The organism is Nocardioides sp. FY1077, from assembly GCF_058681775.1.
This window is the reverse complement of sequence record NZ_JBZWDB010000005.1, coordinates 177176-193980: the sequence shown is the minus strand read 5'-3', so window position 1 is coordinate 193980 and position 16805 is coordinate 177176. Positions and strand designations below refer to the sequence as shown.

Genomic DNA, 16805 nt, shown 5'->3' with positions numbered 1-16805 from the left:
CACGTCTCAGGTCGCGCCGGGCCTCGCGCTGGGCACTGCGCTGGACGTCGGGCGCGTGGGCTGGCGGGTGGCCAGCACGGCCACCGCCGCCGGCACCATCAGCGCGGCCACCACGAGCAGCGAGCGCAGCGTGCCGACCTCGTCACCGAGCTGGCCCAGCAGCGGCGGGCCGGCCAGGAAGGCGCCGTAGCCGATCGTGGACACCACGCTCACGCGCACCGCCGCCCGGGCGGGGTCGTCAGCGGCCGCGCTCATGCCGACCGGGAAGCCGAGCGCGGCTCCGAGGCCCCACACCACGATGCCCACCGCGACCAGCGGCAGCGCGTCGGCGTACACGGTCACCAGCGTGCCGGCGCCCGCCAGCGCGGCCGAGGCCCACAGCACGGAGCTGCGTCCGAAGCGGTCGAGCAGGGTGGTGCCGAGCAGCCGCCCGGCGGTCATCGCGGTGACGAAGGTGGCGAAACCGGCGACGCCCACCCACCGCGGGACGTCGTGGCCGTCGATGAGCGCCAGCGACAGCCAGTCGTTGGCGGTGCCCTCCACCATCGCGAAGGCCAGCACCATCACCCCGAGGGCGAGGGTGCGGGGCTCGGTCCACGCCGAGCCGGCCCGCTCGGCTCTCGGGTCGGCCGGCGGGGCCGGCGGCAGGAACGCGCGCGACCCCGCCACCGCCAGCACCACCGAGACCAGCACCACCGCGCCGAGGTGCGCGGGAAGCGCCACCTCGAGGGCGGCCATCGGGATGCCGAGCACCGCCCCGGCGATGGTGCCGAGGCTGAAGCCGGCGTGGAAGCGGGGCATGATCGTGCGGTCGAGGCGGCGCTCCACCTCGGCGGCCTCCACGTTCATCGATACGTCCCACACCCCCATGCCGACCCCGTGCACGAACAGGCCCACCGCGGCCAGGGGCACCGAGCCCAGCCAGCCCGCCGCGCAGGCCGCGAGCAGCAGGCCGGTGCCGTCGAGGACCGCCGCGGTCCGCACCACCGAGCCGGGGCTCCACCGCTCGACGAGTCGTCCGGTGGTGGGCAGCGCGACCAGCGAGCCGCCGGCGATCGCCAGCAGCAGCAGCCCGAGGTCGCCGTTGCCCAGCTCGAGGCGGGCGCGCAGGTCGGGAATGCGCGAGACCAGCGACGCGAACAGGAAGCCGTTGAGGGCGAAGCTGAGGCCGACGGCGTCGCGGGTGCGACGCAGGCCGGCGGGGCCGGGCCCGGTGGGCGGGCCCGTGATGCTCACGGCATCTGGGCGCCGGGCGGCTTGGCCTCGAGCCACGACTGGAAGCCGGTCAGCGACGCCGGGGCCATCGCCAGCTCGACGTCGCCCTGGGGCGAGCGGCAGCAGATGACGACGTGGTCGGGGTAGAGCGCGACCTGCTCGCCGCCCTCGGGCTCACGACGGTCGACGAAGAAGAGGTCCTCGCGCTGCCAGACCCGCTTGGGCCGCGGCGCGAGGGAGAAGATGCGGAACCACTCGAGGCACTCGCCGGAGTAGCGGCCGATGCCGAGGATCCACCCGCGTCCACGGGTGGCCGGAGCGAGGCGGTGGCTGAGCTCGAAGGTGCCGCCCTGGCGGGCGATCACCCGGCGTCGCAGCACGAGGGCGACGGCGTAGAGGAGGACGACGGCGAGGAGCAGGCCGAGGGCGTCGAGCACCCACTGCCAGACCGGCATGCGTCCACTCCCCTCCGCGCTCGACCCGAGGGCCTCAGCGTAGTGGGCCGGGGTCCTCGGGTCGCGCGCGGGTGGTGCAGGGTTCAGCGGGCTCGCTCGACCGCGCGCAGGCGGGCCTCGGCCTGCCGCACGCGGCGTGCCGACTCGTCGTCGGCACCCTGTCCGCGGGCCTCGTCGAGGGCGGTGCGCGCCTCGTCCACGTTGATCTCCTCGGCGAGCAGCGCCCGCTCGGAGAGGATCGAGACGCGGTCACCGGCGACGGAGAGGAAGCCCCCGTCGACCGCGGCGACGACCGTGCCCTCGGGGGCCGAGATCTCCACCACGGCCTCGGTCAGCAGCGAGAGCAGCGGGGCGTGCCCACCGAGCACACCCACGTCGCCCTCGACGGTGCGGGCGATGACCATCGTGGCCTCGCCGGACCACACGGTCCGGTCGGCCGCGACGAGCTCGACCTGCAGACCGCCGTCGGGGCCTGCCATCAGAGGCTCTTCTGGATCTCGGCCCACTTCGCCTCGACGTCGTCGAGACCGCCGCACATGAAGAAGGCCTGCTCGGCGACGTGGTCGTACTCGCCGTCGGCGATCTTGTTGAAGGCCTCGATGGTGTCCTGGACGGGCACGGTCGAGCCCTCGATGCCGGTGAACTGCTTGGCCACGTAGGTGTTCTGCGACAGGAACCGCTGGATGCGGCGGGCGCGGGACACGATGACCTTGTCCTCCTCCGACAGCTCGTCGACACCGAGGATGGCGATGATGTCCTGCAGCTCCTTGTTGCGCTGCAGGATCGCCTTCACCCGGATCGCGCACTGGTAGTGCTCCTGCCCGATGTACTGGGCGTCGAGGATGCGCGAGGTGGAGGTGAGCGGGTCCACGGCCGGGTAGATGCCGAGCGAGGCGATCTCGCGCGACAGCTCGGTCGTGGCGTCGAGGTGGGCGAACGTCGTGGCCGGCGCCGGGTCGGTGTAGTCGTCGGCCGGCACGTAGATCGCCTGCAGCGAGGTGATCGAGTGACCACGCGTCGAGGTGATCCGCTCCTGGAGCTGACCCATCTCGTCGGCCAGGTTGGGCTGGTAGCCCACGGCAGAGGGCATCCGGCCCAGCAGGGTCGACACCTCCGAGCCGGCCTGGGTGAACCGGAAGATGTTGTCGATGAAGAGCAGCACGTCCTGGTTCTGCACGTCGCGGAAGTACTCCGCCATCGTCAGGGCCGACAGCGCGACGCGCAGGCGGGTGCCCGGCGGCTCGTCCATCTGGCCGAAGACGAGGGCGGTCTGCCCGAGCACCCCGGCCTCCTCCATCTCGGCGATGAGGTCGTTGCCCTCGCGGGTGCGCTCCCCGACGCCGGCGAACACCGACACACCGCCGTGGTCCTTGGCGACGCGGGCGATCATCTCCTGGATCAGCACGGTCTTGCCGACGCCGGCACCGCCGAACAGGCCGATCTTGCCGCCGTTGACGTAGGGCGTGAGCAGGTCGATGACCTTGATGCCGGTCTCGAACATCGTGGTCTTGGCCTCGAGCTGGTCGAAGGCCGGCGCCTTGCGGTGGATGCCCCAGCGCTCGGTGACCTCGTAGACCTCGCCCTCGGTGAGGTTGAGGACGTCACCGGTCGCGTTGAACACGTGACCCTTGGTGATGTCGCCGACCGGCACCATGATCGGGTTCCCGGTGTCGGTGACCGTCGCACCGCGCACGAGGCCGTCGGTGGACTTCATCGAGATCGCCCGCACCATGCCGTCGCCGATGTGGAGGGCCACCTCGAGCGCCAGCGTGATGGTCTGGCCCTCCAGCTGGAGGTCGACCTCGAGCTTGTTGTAGATGTCGGGCATCGCGTCGACGGGGAACTCGACGTCCACGACGGGGCCGGTCACGCGCGCGACGCGACCAGTGGAACCGGTCGAGCCGGTCGTGGTCTCTTCAGCAGTGGCAGTCATGTCTCTCTCACTCGTTCCCGGCGTTGGCGTCGGCCAGCGCGTTGACGCCACCGACGATCTCGCTGATTTCCTGGGTGATGCCGGCCTGGCGGGCCTGGTTGGCGATGCGGGTGTACTTCTTGATCAGCTCGTCGGCGTTGTCGGTGGCCGACTTCATGGCCTTCTGACGGGCCGCGAGCTCGGAGGCAGCCGCCTGGAGCAGGCAGAAGAAGATCCGGCTCTGGACGTACTGGGGCAGCAAGCCGTCGAGGACCGCCTCGGGCGACGGCTCGAACTCGTAGAGCGGCAGCAGCTCGGCATCGCGGGGCCCCTCGTCGGTGGCCTCGGCCTCGACGACCTCCAGCGGCAGCAGCCGCGTGGCGGTGGGCTCCTGGGTGAGCATCGAGACGAACCGCGTGTAGACCACGTGGACCTCGTCGACGTCACCCTCCTCCCCCTGCTGCTTGAGGAAGGACTCGATGAGCGCCTCCCCCACCTCCGCGGCCACGTCGTAGGACGGCTGGTCGGAGAACCCGGTCCAGGCGCGCACGACCGGACGCTGGCGGAACTTGTAGAACGCCTCGCCCTTGCGACCGCAGATGTAGGTGTCGATCTCCTTGCCCTCCTCGCGGAGCCGCTCGACGAGCCGCTCCGACTCCTTGAGGACGCTCGAGGAGTAGGCACCGGCCAGCCCGCGGTCGCTGGTGACGATGAGGACCGCGGCCCGCTGCGGGTTCTCCTCCTCGCGGGTCAGCGGGTGGTCGACGTTCGAGAACGACGCCACCGCCGACACCGCGCGGGTCAGCTCACGGGCGTACGGCGCGGCCGCCTGGGCCCGCTGCTGCGCCTTGATGATGCGGGACGCAGCGATGAGCTCCATGGCGCGCGTGATCTTCTTCATCGACTCCGTCGACTTGATCCGCGCGCGGTACTCACGCAGCGACAGTGCCATGCGTCAGCCCCGCTTCTGCTTGACGATCTGCTCCTGGCCGAGCTCGGCGTCCTCGAGGGCCTCGGCGGGGGCCTCGCGGCCCACCTTGATCGAGGAGCCGTCGGAGGTCTCGAACTGGTCGAGGAAGGAGTCGTAGGCCCCGGCCATCGCCTGCTCGGTCTCGTCGCCGAACTTGAGCGACTCGCGGATGCCGGCCAGCAGGCCGTCGTGCGAGCGGCGCAGGTAGTCGAGGAACTCGTTCTCGAAGCGCAGCACGTCCTCGGTGGGCACCTTGTCGAGGCGACCCGACGTGCCGAGCCACAGCGAGGCCGTCATCTCCTCGACGGGGTACGGCTGGTAGGCCGGCTGCTTGAGCAGCGCCATCAGGCGCTGGCCGCGGTCGAGCTGCTGGCGCGAGGCGGCGTCGAGGTCGGAGGCGAACATCGCGAACGCCTCCATCGCGCGGAACTGCGCGAGGTCGACCTTCAGGGAGCCGGTGACGCCCTTCATGGCCTTGGTCATCGCCGCACCGCCCACGCGGGACACCGAGACGCCCACGTCGATCGCCGGGCGCTGGTTGGCCGCGAACAGGTCGGACTGCAGGAAGATCTGGCCGTCGGTGATCGAGATGACGTTGGTCGGGATGAACGCCGAGACGTCGTTGGCCTTGGTCTCGATGATCGGCAGGCCGGTCATCGAGCCCGCGCCCAGCTCGTCGGAGAGCTTCGCGCACCGCTCGAGCAGCCGGGAGTGCAGGTAGAACACGTCGCCCGGGTAGGCCTCGCGGCCCGGCGGACGGCGCAGCAGCAGCGACACGGCGCGGTAGGCCTCGGCCTGCTTGGTCAGGTCGTCGAAGACGATGAGGACGTGCTTGCCCTCGTACATCCAGTGCTGGCCGATCGCCGAGCCGGTGTAGGGGGCGAGATACTTGAAGCCGGCGGAGTCGGAGGCGGGCGACGCCACGATGGTGGTGTACTCCAGCGCTCCGGCGGCCTCGAGCGCGCCGCGCACGGAGGCGATGGTCGAGCCCTTCTGGCCGATGGCGACGTAGATGCAGCGGACCTGCTTCGACGGGTCGCCGGTCTCCCAGTACTGCTTCTGGTTGATGATCGTGTCGATCGCCACCGTGGTCTTGCCGGTCGCGCGGTCACCGATGATCAGCTGGCGCTGGCCGCGGCCGATGGGGGTCAGGGCGTCGATCGCCTTGATCCCGGTGGCCAGGGGCTCGTGCACCGACTTGCGCTGGACGACGGAGGGCGCCTGCAGCTCGAGGGCGCGACGGCCGGTGGTCGCCAGCTCGCCGAGGCCGTCGATGGGCTTGCCGAGCGGGTCGACGACGCGACCGAGGTAGCCGTCGCCGACGGGCACCGAGAGGATGTCGCCCGTGCGACGCACGGTCTGGCCCTCCTCGATCTTGTCGAAGTCACCGAGGACGACGACGCCGATCTCGCGGGTGTCGAGGTTCAGGGCGAGGCCGAGCGTGCCGTCCTCGAACTCGAGGAGCTCGTTGGCCATCGCGGAGGGCAGGCCGCTGACGCGGGCGATGCCGTCGCCGGCCTGGGAGACCGTGCCGACCTCCTCCTTGCTGGCGGCGTCGGGCTTGTAGTCGGCGACGTACTTCTGGAGCGCGTCGCGGATCTCGTCCGGACGGATGGAGAGCTCCGTCATCTTGGTGCCTTCTCTCTTGGGTCTTCAGGCGGTGGTGACTGGCGGCGGGGCGACTGGCGTCGGGACGCCGGTGGTGCGGGGTGGCGCTCGGTCAGCCCGCGATGCGGCGGCGGGCGTCGTCGAGACGGGTGGAGACGGTGCCGTCGATGACATCGTCCCCGATCTCGACACGGACGCCACCGATGACCGCGGGGTCGACCAGGACGTTGAGGTGGACCGGCCGGCCGTACTGGAGCGCGAGCGCCCGGCCCAGCCGGTCCTGGTCGGCCGCCGAGAGCGCCCGGGCGACCCGCACGGTGGCGACTCCCTGCCCGTGGACCTCGGCGGCGACCTTCTGGTACTCGGTGAGGGCCACGCCCACGGTGCGGTGGGTGCCGGCCAGCGACTGCTTGGCCAGGACCACCGTCGCCGGGAGGGCCCGACCCGCCAGCAGCCCGTCGACCAGGCCGCGCTTGTCCTCGGTGGAGCGGACCGGGTCGGACAGCGCGTCGCGCAGCGACGGGTTGTCCTTGACGGCCTGGGCCAGCGAGAAGAGCTCGTCGGCCAGGCGACCGGCGTCGGGGCCGGCGGAGGTGACCGCCGCGACGACGCCGAGGTGCTCGAGGGCGTCGGGCAGGTCGCCCGAGCCCGTCCAGCGGCGCGAGGCCGCCGAGCGGAGCAGTGCCTGGGTCTGCGCCCCGGTGCGGGCGGCGAAGACCTCGCTGACGAGGCCCGTGCGGGCCTCGACGGGGATCGAGCCGTCGGTGACGAAACGGCGCAGGGCGCCTTCGCCCCGCAGCGTCGACGCGACCGAGAAGAGCTCGCCGGCCACCTGTGCGGCGACGTCGGCGGAGCCGGCGACCGAGGTCTCCAGCTCGTCGGCGAGCGCGTGCGCGGTGCCGGCGGACGCTCCACGGAAGTGGGTCGACATCAGTTGACCCCGCTCCCGCCGGCCGGGGCCGACCCGGTCTCGAGGTCGACGAGGAAGCGGTCGACGACGCGGCTCTGGCGAGCCTCGTCCTCGAGGCTCTCCCCCACGATGCGACCGGCCAGGCCGGTCGCCAGGGCGCCGACCTCGGCCCGCAGCGAGGTGACCGCCTGCTGGCGCTCGGCCTCGATCTGCGACTTGCCGTTCTCCACGATGCGGGCGGCCTCGCTCTGGGCCTGCACCCGCATCTCCGCGACGATCGAGGCCCCCTGCTCGCGGGCCTCCTCACGGATGCGGGCGGCTTCGTGGCGCGCCTCGCCGAGGCGCTGCTCGAGCTCGGCGAGCTTGGCGTCGGCCTCGGCCTGCTTGGTCTCGGCAGCGGCCAGCCCGCCCTCGATCGCCGTGGTGCGCTCGGCGTAGGTCTTCTCGAACGCCGGCACCACGAACTTCTTCACGAGGAAGAAGAGGATGCCGAAGACGATCAGCGAGAGGACGATCTCGACGGCGTGCGGAACGAGCGGGTTGAGCTCGCCGTCCTCCGAGGCCGTCACCACGAGGGGTGCGAACAGTGCGTGCATGGGCTAGTCCTTCCGGTCCTGCGTCAGCCTGACTAGGTCAGAGGACGAACGCGAGGGCGATGCCGATGATGGCGAGCGCCTCGGCGAGCGCGAAGCCCAGGATGGCGATCGACTGCAGGCGGCCCTGGGCCTCCGGCTGACGGGCCACACCGGAGATGTAGGCGGCGAAGATGAGACCGATGCCGACGCCGGGGCCGATGGCGGCCAGGCCGTAGCCGATCATGTTCAGGGAGCCAGTGAGTTCCACGACTTGCCTTTCAGTTGTGCTGCTTCGGGGTTCTGGGTGGGTGGTGCGGGGTGGAGCTGGTGGGCCGACGCTCAGTGCTCGTCGGCGAGGGCGCCCTGGATGTACATCGCGTTCAGCAGGACGAAGACGTAGGCCTGCAGGAACTGCACCAGCAGCTCGAGGAAGGCGATCAGGACGAAGAGGATCCAGGCCAGGATGCCGACGGGCGCGTAGGCCAGCGACATCTCCAGGACCAGGTACTCGCCACCGAGGGCGAACAGGATGAGCAGCAGGTGGCCCGCGAACATGTTCGCGAACAGTCGCAGCGCCAGCGTCACCGGTCGGACCAGGATGTTGGAGAGGAACTCCAGCGGCACCAGCAGCAGCAGGATCGGGCCCTTGATGCCGGCCGGCACCGACTGCAGCTTGAGGTAGCCCAGGAAGCCGTGCTTCTTGATGCCGACCGCGTTGTAGATGATCCAGCTCATCAGGGCCAGCCCGTAGACCATGCCCGCCCGCGAGAACGTCGGGAACTGGATGAACGGGATCGTCGCGAAGACGTTGTTCAGCAGGATGAAGAAGAACAGCGCGAAGAGGTACGGCACGAAGCGCTGGAAGTCGCGGGTGCCGATGATGTCGCGGGCCATCGAGTTGCGGACGAAGCCGTAGGCCTCCTCACCGACGAACTGCAGCTTGCCGGGCACCATCGCGCGCTTGCGCGAGGCGAGGTAGAAGAAGCCGAAGACCAGCGCAGCGGCGAGCACCAGCTGCAGCATCGGCTTGGTGACGGCGAGCAGCTGGGTCTGGCCCAGGAACTGGTAGGACCCGAAGTCGCCACCGATCGGGGGCAGGTCGAAGTCCGCGGGACCCGGCGGGGTGAAACCCTCGCTGGCGTGGATGAGGCTGCTCAACGTGTCTCCTGTGTCTGCGTCAACGGGTGCGTCACTGCTGCGCCTGCTGGTCGTGCGGATGCTGCTCGGGCGGGGGGCGGAACCGGGCCCAGGTCTGGTAGAGCGCCAGGCCGACGCCGGTCAGGATGCCGAGCACCACGAGCAGCTCGGTGCCCAGCCAGCGGTCGAGCCCCCAGCCGATCCCGCCGTAGACCAGCACTCCCGAGACGAGGTAGCCGAAGGCCAGCCACGGATCTCCCTGGGCGTCGCCCGTGGCGGACGACGAAGGGTCGGGGGTGCGCTGCCCGGAAGGAGAGTCTTCTGGAGCCATCGCGGGACGGACAATAGCAGTCTCCACGGCTCACCGATCACCCGCCTGCGCCGGGGCGGGTGCCGCGGGGACGACCGGTCCGGAGGGACGCCCGTCGGCGTCGGGAAGGTCGTAGGCAGGGATGCGCAGACGGGTGGTCAGCACGACCTGGACCACCACCCAGACCAGGGTCGCGAGGACCACTCCCCCCGCGGTCCAGCCGCGGTCGAGGGTGTCGCCCAGCAGCCCGCTGCGCGACAGCACCAGGAAGCCGAGGCCGGTCAGCACGACCTGGAGCAGGTACGTCGTCAGCGCCACGAGCATGGCGAGCCCGGGGGCCACCGTCGCCACGAGGTCGACGACCAGGGAGCCGCCGGCGAGCACCGCCAGGACCAGCCCGGCGCCGACGAGGGCGCCCCAGCCAGCCGGGGCACCGTCGACCAGAGCGCCGACACCGGCCAGCACGAGCGCGACACCGAGGACCGCGAGCACTCCTCCGCGCAGCACCGGCGAGACGCCGGCGGGCGAGGGGCGGTGCGAGTCGGTCGTCATGGTCGGCGGCCGTTCCTGTGGGGGGGTCAGCGGATGCGCTGCGGGGGCCCGAGAGGCGCTCCGCCCGCTCGTGAAAACTATCACAAAGTCTCCCCGGGCGCCGCACCCGGCCGCGCCGGCGGTGCGGCCGCCCGTCTCGCCGGCGGGGTCAGGCCGGTCCCACCGGCTCCCCCGCACCGCGCAGCCGCGGCAGCAGGAAGGTCACGGCGGTGGTGAGCCCGGTGGCCAGCGCGATGGCCGGGAGCACCCACGGCTCGGTGTAGAGGCTGGCCAGCACGGTGCCGAAGGCGACCAGGGCGGCCCACAGCCACATGATCAGCACCGCGCGGCGCTGGGAGTGCCCGATCTCGAGCAGGCGGTGGTGGAGGTGCTGCTTGTCGGGGGCGAACGGCGAGCGACCCGCGCGGGTGCGTCGGACGACCGCGAGCACCAGGTCGAGCAGCGGGATCACCAGGATGGAGATCGGCAGCACCAGCGGCAGCAGGGTGGGCAGCAGGTTGGCCTGGCCACCCGAGGCGCCCTCGGAGATGTCGGCGCCGGCGAACTGGCCGGTGAGCGTCACCGCGGAGGCCGACAGCACCAGGCCGAGGAGCATCGACCCGCTGTCGCCCATGAACAGCCGCGCCGGGTTGAAGTTGTGCGGCAGGAACCCCGCGCACGCCCCGGCCAGCGAGACCGCCAGCAGCGCGGCGGCCGTGGCCCGGGGCGCGTTGTTGGCCGCGGTGAGCTGGTAGCAGAAGATGAAGAACGCGAGTGCGCCGATGCCGACGACGCCCGCGGCGAGGCCGTCGAGGCCGTCGACGAAGTTGACGGCGTTGACGGTGGCGACGACCACGAAGCCGGTGAGCAGCGCCCCCTGGGCGGGGTCGAGGGAGAACACCGTGCCGTCGGTGGTCGGGAAGTAGTAGAAGCGGATGCCGAAGGCGATGAGGAAGCCCGCTGCGAGCACCTGCCCGCCCAGCTTGGTGAGGGCGTCGAGCTCGAAGAGGTCGTCGAGCACCCCGACCGCGCAGATCAGGGCGCCGGCGATCAGCACGATCCCGGCGTCGCGGAAGACGAAGTACTGGCTCAGTGACAGGAACGGCAGCTCGCGCGCCACCAGGAACGCCGCGACCAGCCCGCCCAGCATCGCCAGGCCGCCGAGGTACGGGATGGGCTCGTCGTGCACGTCCCGGTCGCGCACCCGCGCCACCGCCCCGGTGCGCAGGGCGATCTCGCGCGCGATGACCGTCAGCAGGTAGGTGACGGCCGCGGCCACGAGGAAGACCAGGACGTACTCGCGCACCGGGGGGTCAGTCCTCGAGGGTGAGCGTCGCGCCCAGCGGCTCGAGCACCTCGTTGAGCCGCTCCAGCGACAGCGCCCCCAGGCGCAGCACCCGTCCCTGGCTGCCGGTGACGTCGACGATCGTGGAGGCCGCGCCACCCGGGCTCGTCCCGTCGTCGACGATCACCGAGACGTCCTCGCCGAGCATCTCCTCGGCCTGGTCGGCGTCGGTGGCGGCCGGCATCCCGGTCTTGTTGGCCGAGCTGACCGCCAGCGGACCGGTGCGCTCGAGGACCTCGCGCACCACCGGGTGGTCGGGCATCCGGATCGCCACGGTGGCGCGGGTGTCACCGAGGTCCCACTGCAGCGACGACTGCTGGTGGCAGACCAGGGTCAGCGGGCCGGGCCAGAACTCCTCGACCAGGGCACGGGCGTAGCCGGGGATCTTCGTGGCCAGCGCGTCGATGGTGGTCGCAGAGCTGACCAGCACCGGCGGCGGCATGTCGCGCCCGCGACCCTTGGCCGCCAGCAGCTCGCGCACCGCAGCGGGGTCGAAGGCGTCGGCGGCGATCCCGTAGACGGTGTCGGTCGGGACCACGACCAGCAGACCACGCTGGACGGCGAGGGTGGCGGCCTCGACGGCCTCCTCGCGCTCGTCCTCGGTGGTGGTGGGGTAGCGCAGCTTGTCACTCATCGCGGCTCATCGTGCCAGCCGCGCGGTCGTGAAGCGCGCACGCCCTGCCAGGTCGGGGTGGTCGCGCACGTCGGCCCACCGGCCCGAGGCCACCAGCACCGCCGGGGCACTGCCGTCGGGGCCCCCCTGCACGTCGGCGTGCTCGAAGCCCAGGACTCCCCCGGGACGCAGCAGCACCGCGGCGCGCGCCTCGAGGACCCGCACGGCGTCGAGGCCGTCGTCACCGGAGAACAGCGCGAGGTGCGGGTCGTGGTCGCGGGCCTCGGGGGCCACCGACTCCCAGGCCTCCAGCGGCACGTACGGCGGGTTGCAGGTGACCACGTCGACCGCGCCGAGGAGCTCCTCGAGCGCGGTGGCCATGTCGCCGCGGCGCAGGTCGACGCCGGTGCCGGCGAGGTTGCGCTCGGCCCACGCGTGGGCCGCGGGGTCGAGCTCGACGGCGTGCACCCGGGCCTCGGGCACCTCGTCGACCAGGGCGCGGGCCACCGCGCCCGAGCCGGTGCACAGGTCGACCACGACCGGCGTCCGCCCCGTCGCGGCGATCGCCCTGGCCACCTCGATCCCCCAGCCGGCCAGCAGCTCGGTCTCGGGGCGCGGCACGAACACCCCGGGGCCCACGGCCAGCTCGACGTGGCGGAACGCCGCGGTGCCGGTCAGGTGCTGCAGCGGCTCACGGGCGGCACGCCGCGCCACCAGGACCTCGAACGCCGCGGCCGGCCCGGGCGCGACGGCGTCGAGCAGCACGAGGCGGCCCCGGGTGGTGCCGAGCACGTGCGCGAGCAGGACGGCGGCGTCGTGGTCGGGCGAGGCGACGCCCGCGGCGCCCAGCCGGGCGGCGGCGTCGGCGAGCAGACGGCGGGGCGCGGGGCCCACCAGGGAGTCCATCAGTCCTCGAGAGCGGCCAGGCGCGCCGCGAGGTCGGCCTCGATGCTCGACTCGACCACCGGCTCCAGGGCGCCGTCGAGCACCTGGTCGAGGTTGTGGGACTTGTAGCCGGTGCGGTGGTCGGAGATGCGGTTCTCCGGGAAGTTGTAGGTGCGGATGCGCTCGGAGCGGTCGACGGTGCGCACCTGGCTGCGCCGGGCGTCGCTCGCCTCGGACGCGGCGGCCTCCTGGGCGGCGGCGAGCAGCCGCGCGCGCAGGATGCGCAGCGCCTGCTCCTTGTTCTGCAGCTGCGACTTCTCGTTCTGGCAGCTCACCACGATGCCGCTGGGCAGGTGGGTGATCCGCACCGCCGAGTCGGTGGTGTTGACGCTCTGGCCGCCGGGCCCGCTGGAGCGGAAGACGTCGATGCGCAGGTCGTTGTCGTCGACGGCGACGTCCACCTGCTCGGCCTCCGGCAGCACCAGCACCCCGGCGGCCGAGGTGTGCACCCGGCCCTGCGACTCGGTGACCGGCACCCGCTGCACGCGGTGCACCCCGCCCTCGAACTTCAGCCGGGCGTACGGCGCCTCACCGGGCGCGGGCGTGCCCTTGGCCTTCACCGCGACGGTCACCGACTTGTAGCCGCCGAGGTCGGAGACGGTGGCGTCGAGCACCTCGACGCCCCACCCGTGCTGCTCGGCGTAGCGGGTGTACATGCGCAGCAGGTCGCCGGCGAAGAGCGCCGACTCCTCGCCGCCCTCCCCCGACTTCACCTCGAGCAGCGCGTCCTTGTCGTCGGCGGCGTCGCGCGGGACCAGCAACCGACGCAGCCGCTCCTCGGCGACGACGCGGCGCTCGGCGAGGGCGGTGGCCTCCTCGGCGAACGTCGGGTCCTCCGCCGCGAGCTCGCGCGCGGCCTCCACGTCGTCGCCGAGGCCCTGCCAGTCGCGCCAGGCGGTGATCACCGACGACAGCGCGGCGTAGCGCTGGTTGAGCTGCTTGGCCAGGCGCGCGTCGGCGTGGGTCTCCGGCGCCGCGAGCTGCGACTCGAGCTCGCGGTGCTCGCTGAGCATGCCCTCGACGGCCTCGAACACGGTGCTTGCTCCTCCGGACGGACGGCCCGTCGGGCGGTCCCGGGACGGGGACGGACGGGTGCGGACAGACGACGAGCGCCGGCCCCCGTCGTGGACGGGAGCCGGCGCTCGCGGAGGACTACTTCTTGGCAGCCTTGGCGTAGCGGGCCTCGAAGCGGGCGACGCGACCGCCGGTGTCGAGGATCTTCTGCTTGCCGGTGTAGAACGGGTGGCACTGCGAGCAGACGTCGGCACGCACGGTGCCCGAGGCCTGGGTGCTGCGCGTGGTGAACTGCGCGCCGCAGGTGCAGGTGACCTGCGTGTCGACGTAGGTCGGGTGGATGTCCTTCTGCATGCGGTCCTCATCTCCTGTTCCCATTGCTGGGAGGGCCGCCGGGTCGTCAGCGCGGGATGCGGGGACGTGAACCGGAGCCAGGTGGTCATTGTGCCAACGCCGGACCCCCCGACCCAATTCCCTGGCGGGCGGGTGCGGTCTAGCGCGAGCGCTCGAGCAGGGCCTCGACCCGCGCCGCGAGCTCGCGAGGGCTGAACGGCTTGGTGATGTAGTCGTCGGCGCCGGAGTCGAAGCCGCTCTCGACGTCGGACTCCTGGGCCCGCGCGGTGAGCAGGATGACCGGCAGGTCGGCCAGCGCGGGGTCGGCACGGATCACCTTGATCGCGTCGAGCCCGGAGACGCCCGGCATCATCACGTCGAGCACCGCGAGGTCGGGCCGCTGGGCCCGGCAGGCCGCCACGGCCGCGGCACCGTCGCCGACCGCGGTGATGTCGTGGCCGAGCGTCGAGAGCTTGAACTCGACGAGCTCGCGGATGTCCACGTCGTCGTCGGCGACCAGGATGCGGGCCACGGGGGCGCCTTTCAGTGGTGCTGCGGGGGCACCTCCGACACTAGCCCCCCGCCGCGCCCCGCGAGCCGCGGCCCTTGATCACGACCCGGCGCCGCCCCGTCGGGCCCGGGTGAGCAGGTCGATGTTCGTGGAGCTGCGACGCAGCCGCTCCGCCAGCGCCTCGTGGGCCGCTGCCGGCTCCAGGCCGGACAGCTCGTGGCGCAGCGCGCGCACGATCGCGAGCTCCTCGCCACCGAGCAGCAGGTCCTCGTGCCGGGTGCCCGACCGGGCGGCGTCCACCGCGGGGAACAGCCGCTGGTCGGCGAGGTCACCGCGCAGGCGCACCTCGGCGTTGGCGGTGCCGACCAGCTCCTCGACGACGACCTCGTCCATCGACGCGCCGCTGTCGACCAGCACGGTGGCCAGGATCGTCAGCGAGCCGCCGTCCTCGACGTTGCGCGCCGCGCCGAAGAAGCGCTTGGGCGGGTGCACGGCGCTGGCGTCGACGCCCCCGGCGAGGATGCGCCCGCTGGCCGGGGCGACCAGGTTGTAGGCACGCCCGAGGCGGGTGAGCCCGTCGAGCAGCACGACGACGTCGAGGCCCAGCTCGACCAGGCGCTTGGCCCGCTCGATCGCGAGCTCGGCGGCCAGCACGTGGTCGCCCGGCGGGCGGTCGAAGGTGGAGGCGATGACCTCGCCCTTGACCGAGCGCTTGAAGTCGGTGACCTCCTCGGGGCGCTCGTCGACCAGCACCACCATCAGGTGGCACTCGGGGTTGTTCGCCGAGACCGACGCCGCCACCGACTGCAGCAGGGTGGTGCGCCCCGAGCGGGCCGGGGCCACCACGAGGCCGCGCTGGCCCTTGCCGAGCGGGGCCACCAGGTCGATGACGCGGCCCACGTGGTCGCCCGCGTCGGTCTCCAGGCGCAGCCGCTCGCTCGGGTGCACCGGCGTGAGCCTGTCGAACTCGACGCGGTGGCGCGCGGTGTCGGGCTCGGCGCCGTTGACGGAGTCGATGCGCACCATCGGGTTGAACTTCTCCTTGCGCTCCCCCTCCCGGGGCTGACGCACCTGGCCCACCACCGCGTCACCGCGGCGCAGGCCGAAGCGGCGCACCATCGACAGCGAGAGGTACACGTCGTCGGCGCCGGGCAGGTAGCCGCTGGTGCGCACGAACGCGTAGTTGTCGAGCACGTCGAGGATGCCGGCCGCCGGCACCAGCACGTCGTCGTCGAGCACGGTGGTGTCGGGCTCGCCGCGCTGGGCACCGCCCCCGCCGACGGCGCCGGTCACCGCACGCGGGGCGCGCTCGCGGTCGCGGTCACGACCCCGGCGGCGTCGGTTGCGCCCGGTGCCGGCCTCGTCGTCCTGGTCGTGGTCGCGGGCCTGCTGGTCCCTGGCCTGCTGGTCCTTCGCCTGCTGGTCCTTCGCCTGCTGGTCCTTGGCCTGCTGGTCGCGGCCCTGCTGGCCCTGCTGGCCCTGCTGGTCGCGGCCCTGCTGGCCCTTGCCGTTCTGGTCGTGCTTGCCCTGGGCCTGCTGGCCCTTGCCGTTCTGGTCCTGCTTGCCCTGGTCCTGGCCCTTGCCCTGGTCCTGCTGCCCGCGCTGTCGACGCTGGCCCTGCTGCTGCTGGTTCTGCTGCGGGTCCTGCTGGCCCCGCTGCGCCTGCTCGGCCTGCTCGGCCTGCTCGGCCTGCTCGGGCCGGGCTTCGGACGGCGCGTCCTGCTGCTCACGGCCGCGCTCGGCCCGACGCTCGCGCTGGCGCGCCGAGCGGCTCTCCTGACGCACCTCCGGGCGACCGGCGTCGCCCCGGGGCTCGGCGGGCGGGGCGTCCTGGGTGTCACCGCCGGCCGGGGTCTGCTCCGCCTCCGGGGCCGGTGCCTCCTGCGCCGCTCGGGCGCTGCGCGAGCGGGTGCGAGCGCGCTCCGGGGGCGACGACGCGGCCGCGGGCTCCTCGCCCGCGGAGGCGTCGGACGACTGCTCCGCGGGTGCGGACGCCGACGCCGAGGTGGGCGTCCCGGTGGGCGTCGAGGCGGTGGGGGTGCCCTGCGCCTTGATCGCCTCGACGAGCTGGGCCTTGCGCATGCCCTGGGCGCCGGCGACGCCGAGCGCGTCGGCCATCGACTTCAGGTCGGCCAGCAGCATCGAGTTCAGCCCGCCACCGCGCTTGCGGGGCGCACCCGAGCCCGGCTCGGACGCAGGGGTGGTGGGGTCGAGGGTGTCCGTCACGTGAGGGTCCTTGCCACGTCGGGGTGCCCGGTGGCACAGCGAGGCCGGCGGGCGGGTCGGTCTCCCCCGTGCGCTCGGCGCCCGCGCACCCGGAGGACGAGCGCTGGGCGGAGCCCCCGACGCGGTCGTCGGGAGGGAGGGAGCGGCCGCTGCCGGGGTGGCCTGGCGCCCGGGACGATGTCCTCGGCGCCCACG

19 protein-coding genes are annotated in these 16805 nt (G+C 72.7%); all 19 read right to left on the bottom strand.

The genetic code is table 11. The features are described 5' to 3' along the window. Positions 1–6: 6 nt before the first annotated feature. Positions 7–1236, bottom strand: coding sequence for an MFS transporter (locus AC4OR8_RS18030; RefSeq protein ID WP_492166986.1), 1230 nt, complete (start codon positions 1234–1236; stop codon positions 7–9). Then, positions 1233–1670 (bottom strand): DUF2550 domain-containing protein, encoded by a 438-nt coding sequence (locus AC4OR8_RS18025; RefSeq protein WP_492166985.1) that lies wholly within the window; start codon positions 1668–1670, stop codon positions 1233–1235. The genes AC4OR8_RS18030 and AC4OR8_RS18025 overlap by 4 nt, the downstream gene beginning before the upstream one ends. A gap of 83 nt (positions 1671–1753) precedes the next feature. After that, positions 1754–2149 (bottom strand): F0F1 ATP synthase subunit epsilon, encoded by a 396-nt coding sequence (locus tag AC4OR8_RS18020; protein WP_492166984.1) that lies wholly within the window; start codon positions 2147–2149, stop codon positions 1754–1756. Next, entirely contained in the window at positions 2149–3603 is a 1455-nt protein-coding gene (gene atpD / locus AC4OR8_RS18015; protein WP_492166983.1) for a F0F1 ATP synthase subunit beta, read from the bottom strand. Before atpD ends, AC4OR8_RS18020 begins: the two co-directional genes overlap by 1 nt. A 7-nt stretch (positions 3604–3610) precedes the next feature. Beyond that, on the bottom strand, positions 3611–4534 hold the full coding sequence (locus AC4OR8_RS18010; protein WP_492166982.1) for a F0F1 ATP synthase subunit gamma: 924 nt from the start codon (positions 4532–4534) through the stop codon (positions 3611–3613). A gap of 3 nt (positions 4535–4537) precedes the next feature. Further along, entirely contained in the window at positions 4538–6181 is a 1644-nt protein-coding gene (gene atpA / locus AC4OR8_RS18005; RefSeq protein ID WP_492166981.1) for a F0F1 ATP synthase subunit alpha, read from the bottom strand. 91 nt (positions 6182–6272) lie between these two features. Next, positions 6273–7091, bottom strand: a complete 819-nt coding sequence (locus tag AC4OR8_RS18000; protein ID WP_492166980.1) for a F0F1 ATP synthase subunit delta — start codon at positions 7089–7091, stop codon at positions 6273–6275. Continuing rightward, the gene (locus AC4OR8_RS17995) at positions 7091–7666 is read right to left on the bottom strand and encodes a F0F1 ATP synthase subunit B (RefSeq protein WP_492166979.1); all 576 of its coding nucleotides are present in this window, start codon (positions 7664–7666) and stop codon (positions 7091–7093) included. Before AC4OR8_RS17995 ends, AC4OR8_RS18000 begins: the two co-directional genes overlap by 1 nt. Before the next feature lie 37 nt (positions 7667–7703). Then, a complete protein-coding gene (atpE, locus tag AC4OR8_RS17990) occupies positions 7704–7889 on the bottom strand; it encodes an ATP synthase F0 subunit C (RefSeq protein ID WP_056928367.1) in 186 nt (61 codons plus the stop codon). 95 nt (positions 7890–7984) lie between these two features. Further along, the gene (gene atpB / locus AC4OR8_RS17985) at positions 7985–8803 is read right to left on the bottom strand and encodes a F0F1 ATP synthase subunit A (protein ID WP_492166978.1); all 819 of its coding nucleotides are present in this window, start codon (positions 8801–8803) and stop codon (positions 7985–7987) included. 31 nt (positions 8804–8834) lie between these two features. Continuing rightward, a complete protein-coding gene (locus AC4OR8_RS17980; protein ID WP_492166977.1) occupies positions 8835–9113 on the bottom strand; it encodes an AtpZ/AtpI family protein in 279 nt (92 codons plus the stop codon). A gap of 30 nt (positions 9114–9143) precedes the next feature. After that, positions 9144–9644, bottom strand: coding sequence for a hypothetical protein (locus AC4OR8_RS17975; RefSeq protein ID WP_492166976.1), 501 nt, complete (start codon positions 9642–9644; stop codon positions 9144–9146). Positions 9645–9792: 148 nt separating this feature from the next. Next, a complete protein-coding gene (locus tag AC4OR8_RS17970) occupies positions 9793–10929 on the bottom strand; it encodes an MraY family glycosyltransferase (RefSeq protein ID WP_492166975.1) in 1137 nt (378 codons plus the stop codon). A 7-nt stretch (positions 10930–10936) separates the two neighbouring features. Then, positions 10937–11602, bottom strand: coding sequence for an L-threonylcarbamoyladenylate synthase (locus tag AC4OR8_RS17965; protein ID WP_492166974.1), 666 nt, complete (start codon positions 11600–11602; stop codon positions 10937–10939). 6 nt (positions 11603–11608) lie between these two features. Beyond that, entirely contained in the window at positions 11609–12487 is an 879-nt protein-coding gene (gene prmC / locus AC4OR8_RS17960; protein ID WP_492166973.1) for a peptide chain release factor N(5)-glutamine methyltransferase, read from the bottom strand. Then, the gene (prfA, locus tag AC4OR8_RS17955) at positions 12487–13560 is read right to left on the bottom strand and encodes a peptide chain release factor 1 (protein WP_492166972.1); all 1074 of its coding nucleotides are present in this window, start codon (positions 13558–13560) and stop codon (positions 12487–12489) included. Before prfA ends, prmC begins: the two co-directional genes overlap by 1 nt. A 118-nt stretch (positions 13561–13678) precedes the next feature. Further along, positions 13679–13894, bottom strand: coding sequence for a 50S ribosomal protein L31 (gene rpmE / locus AC4OR8_RS17950; protein WP_492166971.1), 216 nt, complete (start codon positions 13892–13894; stop codon positions 13679–13681). 139 nt (positions 13895–14033) lie between these two features. Next, positions 14034–14405 carry a response regulator transcription factor gene (locus AC4OR8_RS17945; protein WP_492166970.1) on the bottom strand — a complete coding sequence of 124 codons (372 nt, stop codon included), beginning with the start codon at positions 14403–14405 and terminating at the stop codon, positions 14034–14036. A 78-nt stretch (positions 14406–14483) separates the two neighbouring features. After that, positions 14484–16610 carry a transcription termination factor Rho gene (rho, locus tag AC4OR8_RS17940; RefSeq protein WP_492166969.1) on the bottom strand — a complete coding sequence of 709 codons (2127 nt, stop codon included), beginning with the start codon at positions 16608–16610 and terminating at the stop codon, positions 14484–14486. Positions 16611–16805 lie beyond the last annotated feature (195 nt).

What these genes read in the sequence shown, in the direction of transcription:
- AC4OR8_RS18025 (WP_492166985.1), bottom strand. Translation starts at nt 1,670, where the DNA reads ATGCCGGTCTGGCAGTGGGTGCTCGACGCCCTCGGCCTGCTCCTCGCC.
- AC4OR8_RS18020 (WP_492166984.1), bottom strand. Translation starts at nt 2,149, where the DNA reads ATGGCAGGCCCCGACGGCGGTCTGCAGGTCGAGCTCGTCGCGGCCGAC.
- atpD (WP_492166983.1), bottom strand. Translation starts at nt 3,603, where the DNA reads ATGACTGCCACTGCTGAAGAGACCACGACCGGCTCGACCGGTTCCACT.
- AC4OR8_RS18010 (WP_492166982.1), bottom strand. Translation starts at nt 4,534, where the DNA reads ATGGCACTGTCGCTGCGTGAGTACCGCGCGCGGATCAAGTCGACGGAG.
- atpA (WP_492166981.1), bottom strand. Translation starts at nt 6,181, where the DNA reads ATGACGGAGCTCTCCATCCGTCCGGACGAGATCCGCGACGCGCTCCAG.
- AC4OR8_RS18000 (WP_492166980.1), bottom strand. Translation starts at nt 7,091, where the DNA reads ATGTCGACCCACTTCCGTGGAGCGTCCGCCGGCACCGCGCACGCGCTC.
- AC4OR8_RS17995 (WP_492166979.1), bottom strand. Translation starts at nt 7,666, where the DNA reads ATGCACGCACTGTTCGCACCCCTCGTGGTGACGGCCTCGGAGGACGGC.
- atpE (WP_056928367.1), bottom strand. Translation starts at nt 7,889, where the DNA reads ATGATCGGCTACGGCCTGGCCGCCATCGGCCCCGGCGTCGGCATCGGT.
- AC4OR8_RS17980 (WP_492166977.1), bottom strand. Translation starts at nt 9,113, where the DNA reads ATGGCTCCAGAAGACTCTCCTTCCGGGCAGCGCACCCCCGACCCTTCG.
- AC4OR8_RS17975 (WP_492166976.1), bottom strand. Translation starts at nt 9,644, where the DNA reads ATGACGACCGACTCGCACCGCCCCTCGCCCGCCGGCGTCTCGCCGGTG.
- AC4OR8_RS17965 (WP_492166974.1), bottom strand. Translation starts at nt 11,602, where the DNA reads ATGAGTGACAAGCTGCGCTACCCCACCACCACCGAGGACGAGCGCGAG.
- prmC (WP_492166973.1), bottom strand. Translation starts at nt 12,487, where the DNA reads ATGGACTCCCTGGTGGGCCCCGCGCCCCGCCGTCTGCTCGCCGACGCC.
- rpmE (WP_492166971.1), bottom strand. Translation starts at nt 13,894, where the DNA reads ATGCAGAAGGACATCCACCCGACCTACGTCGACACGCAGGTCACCTGC.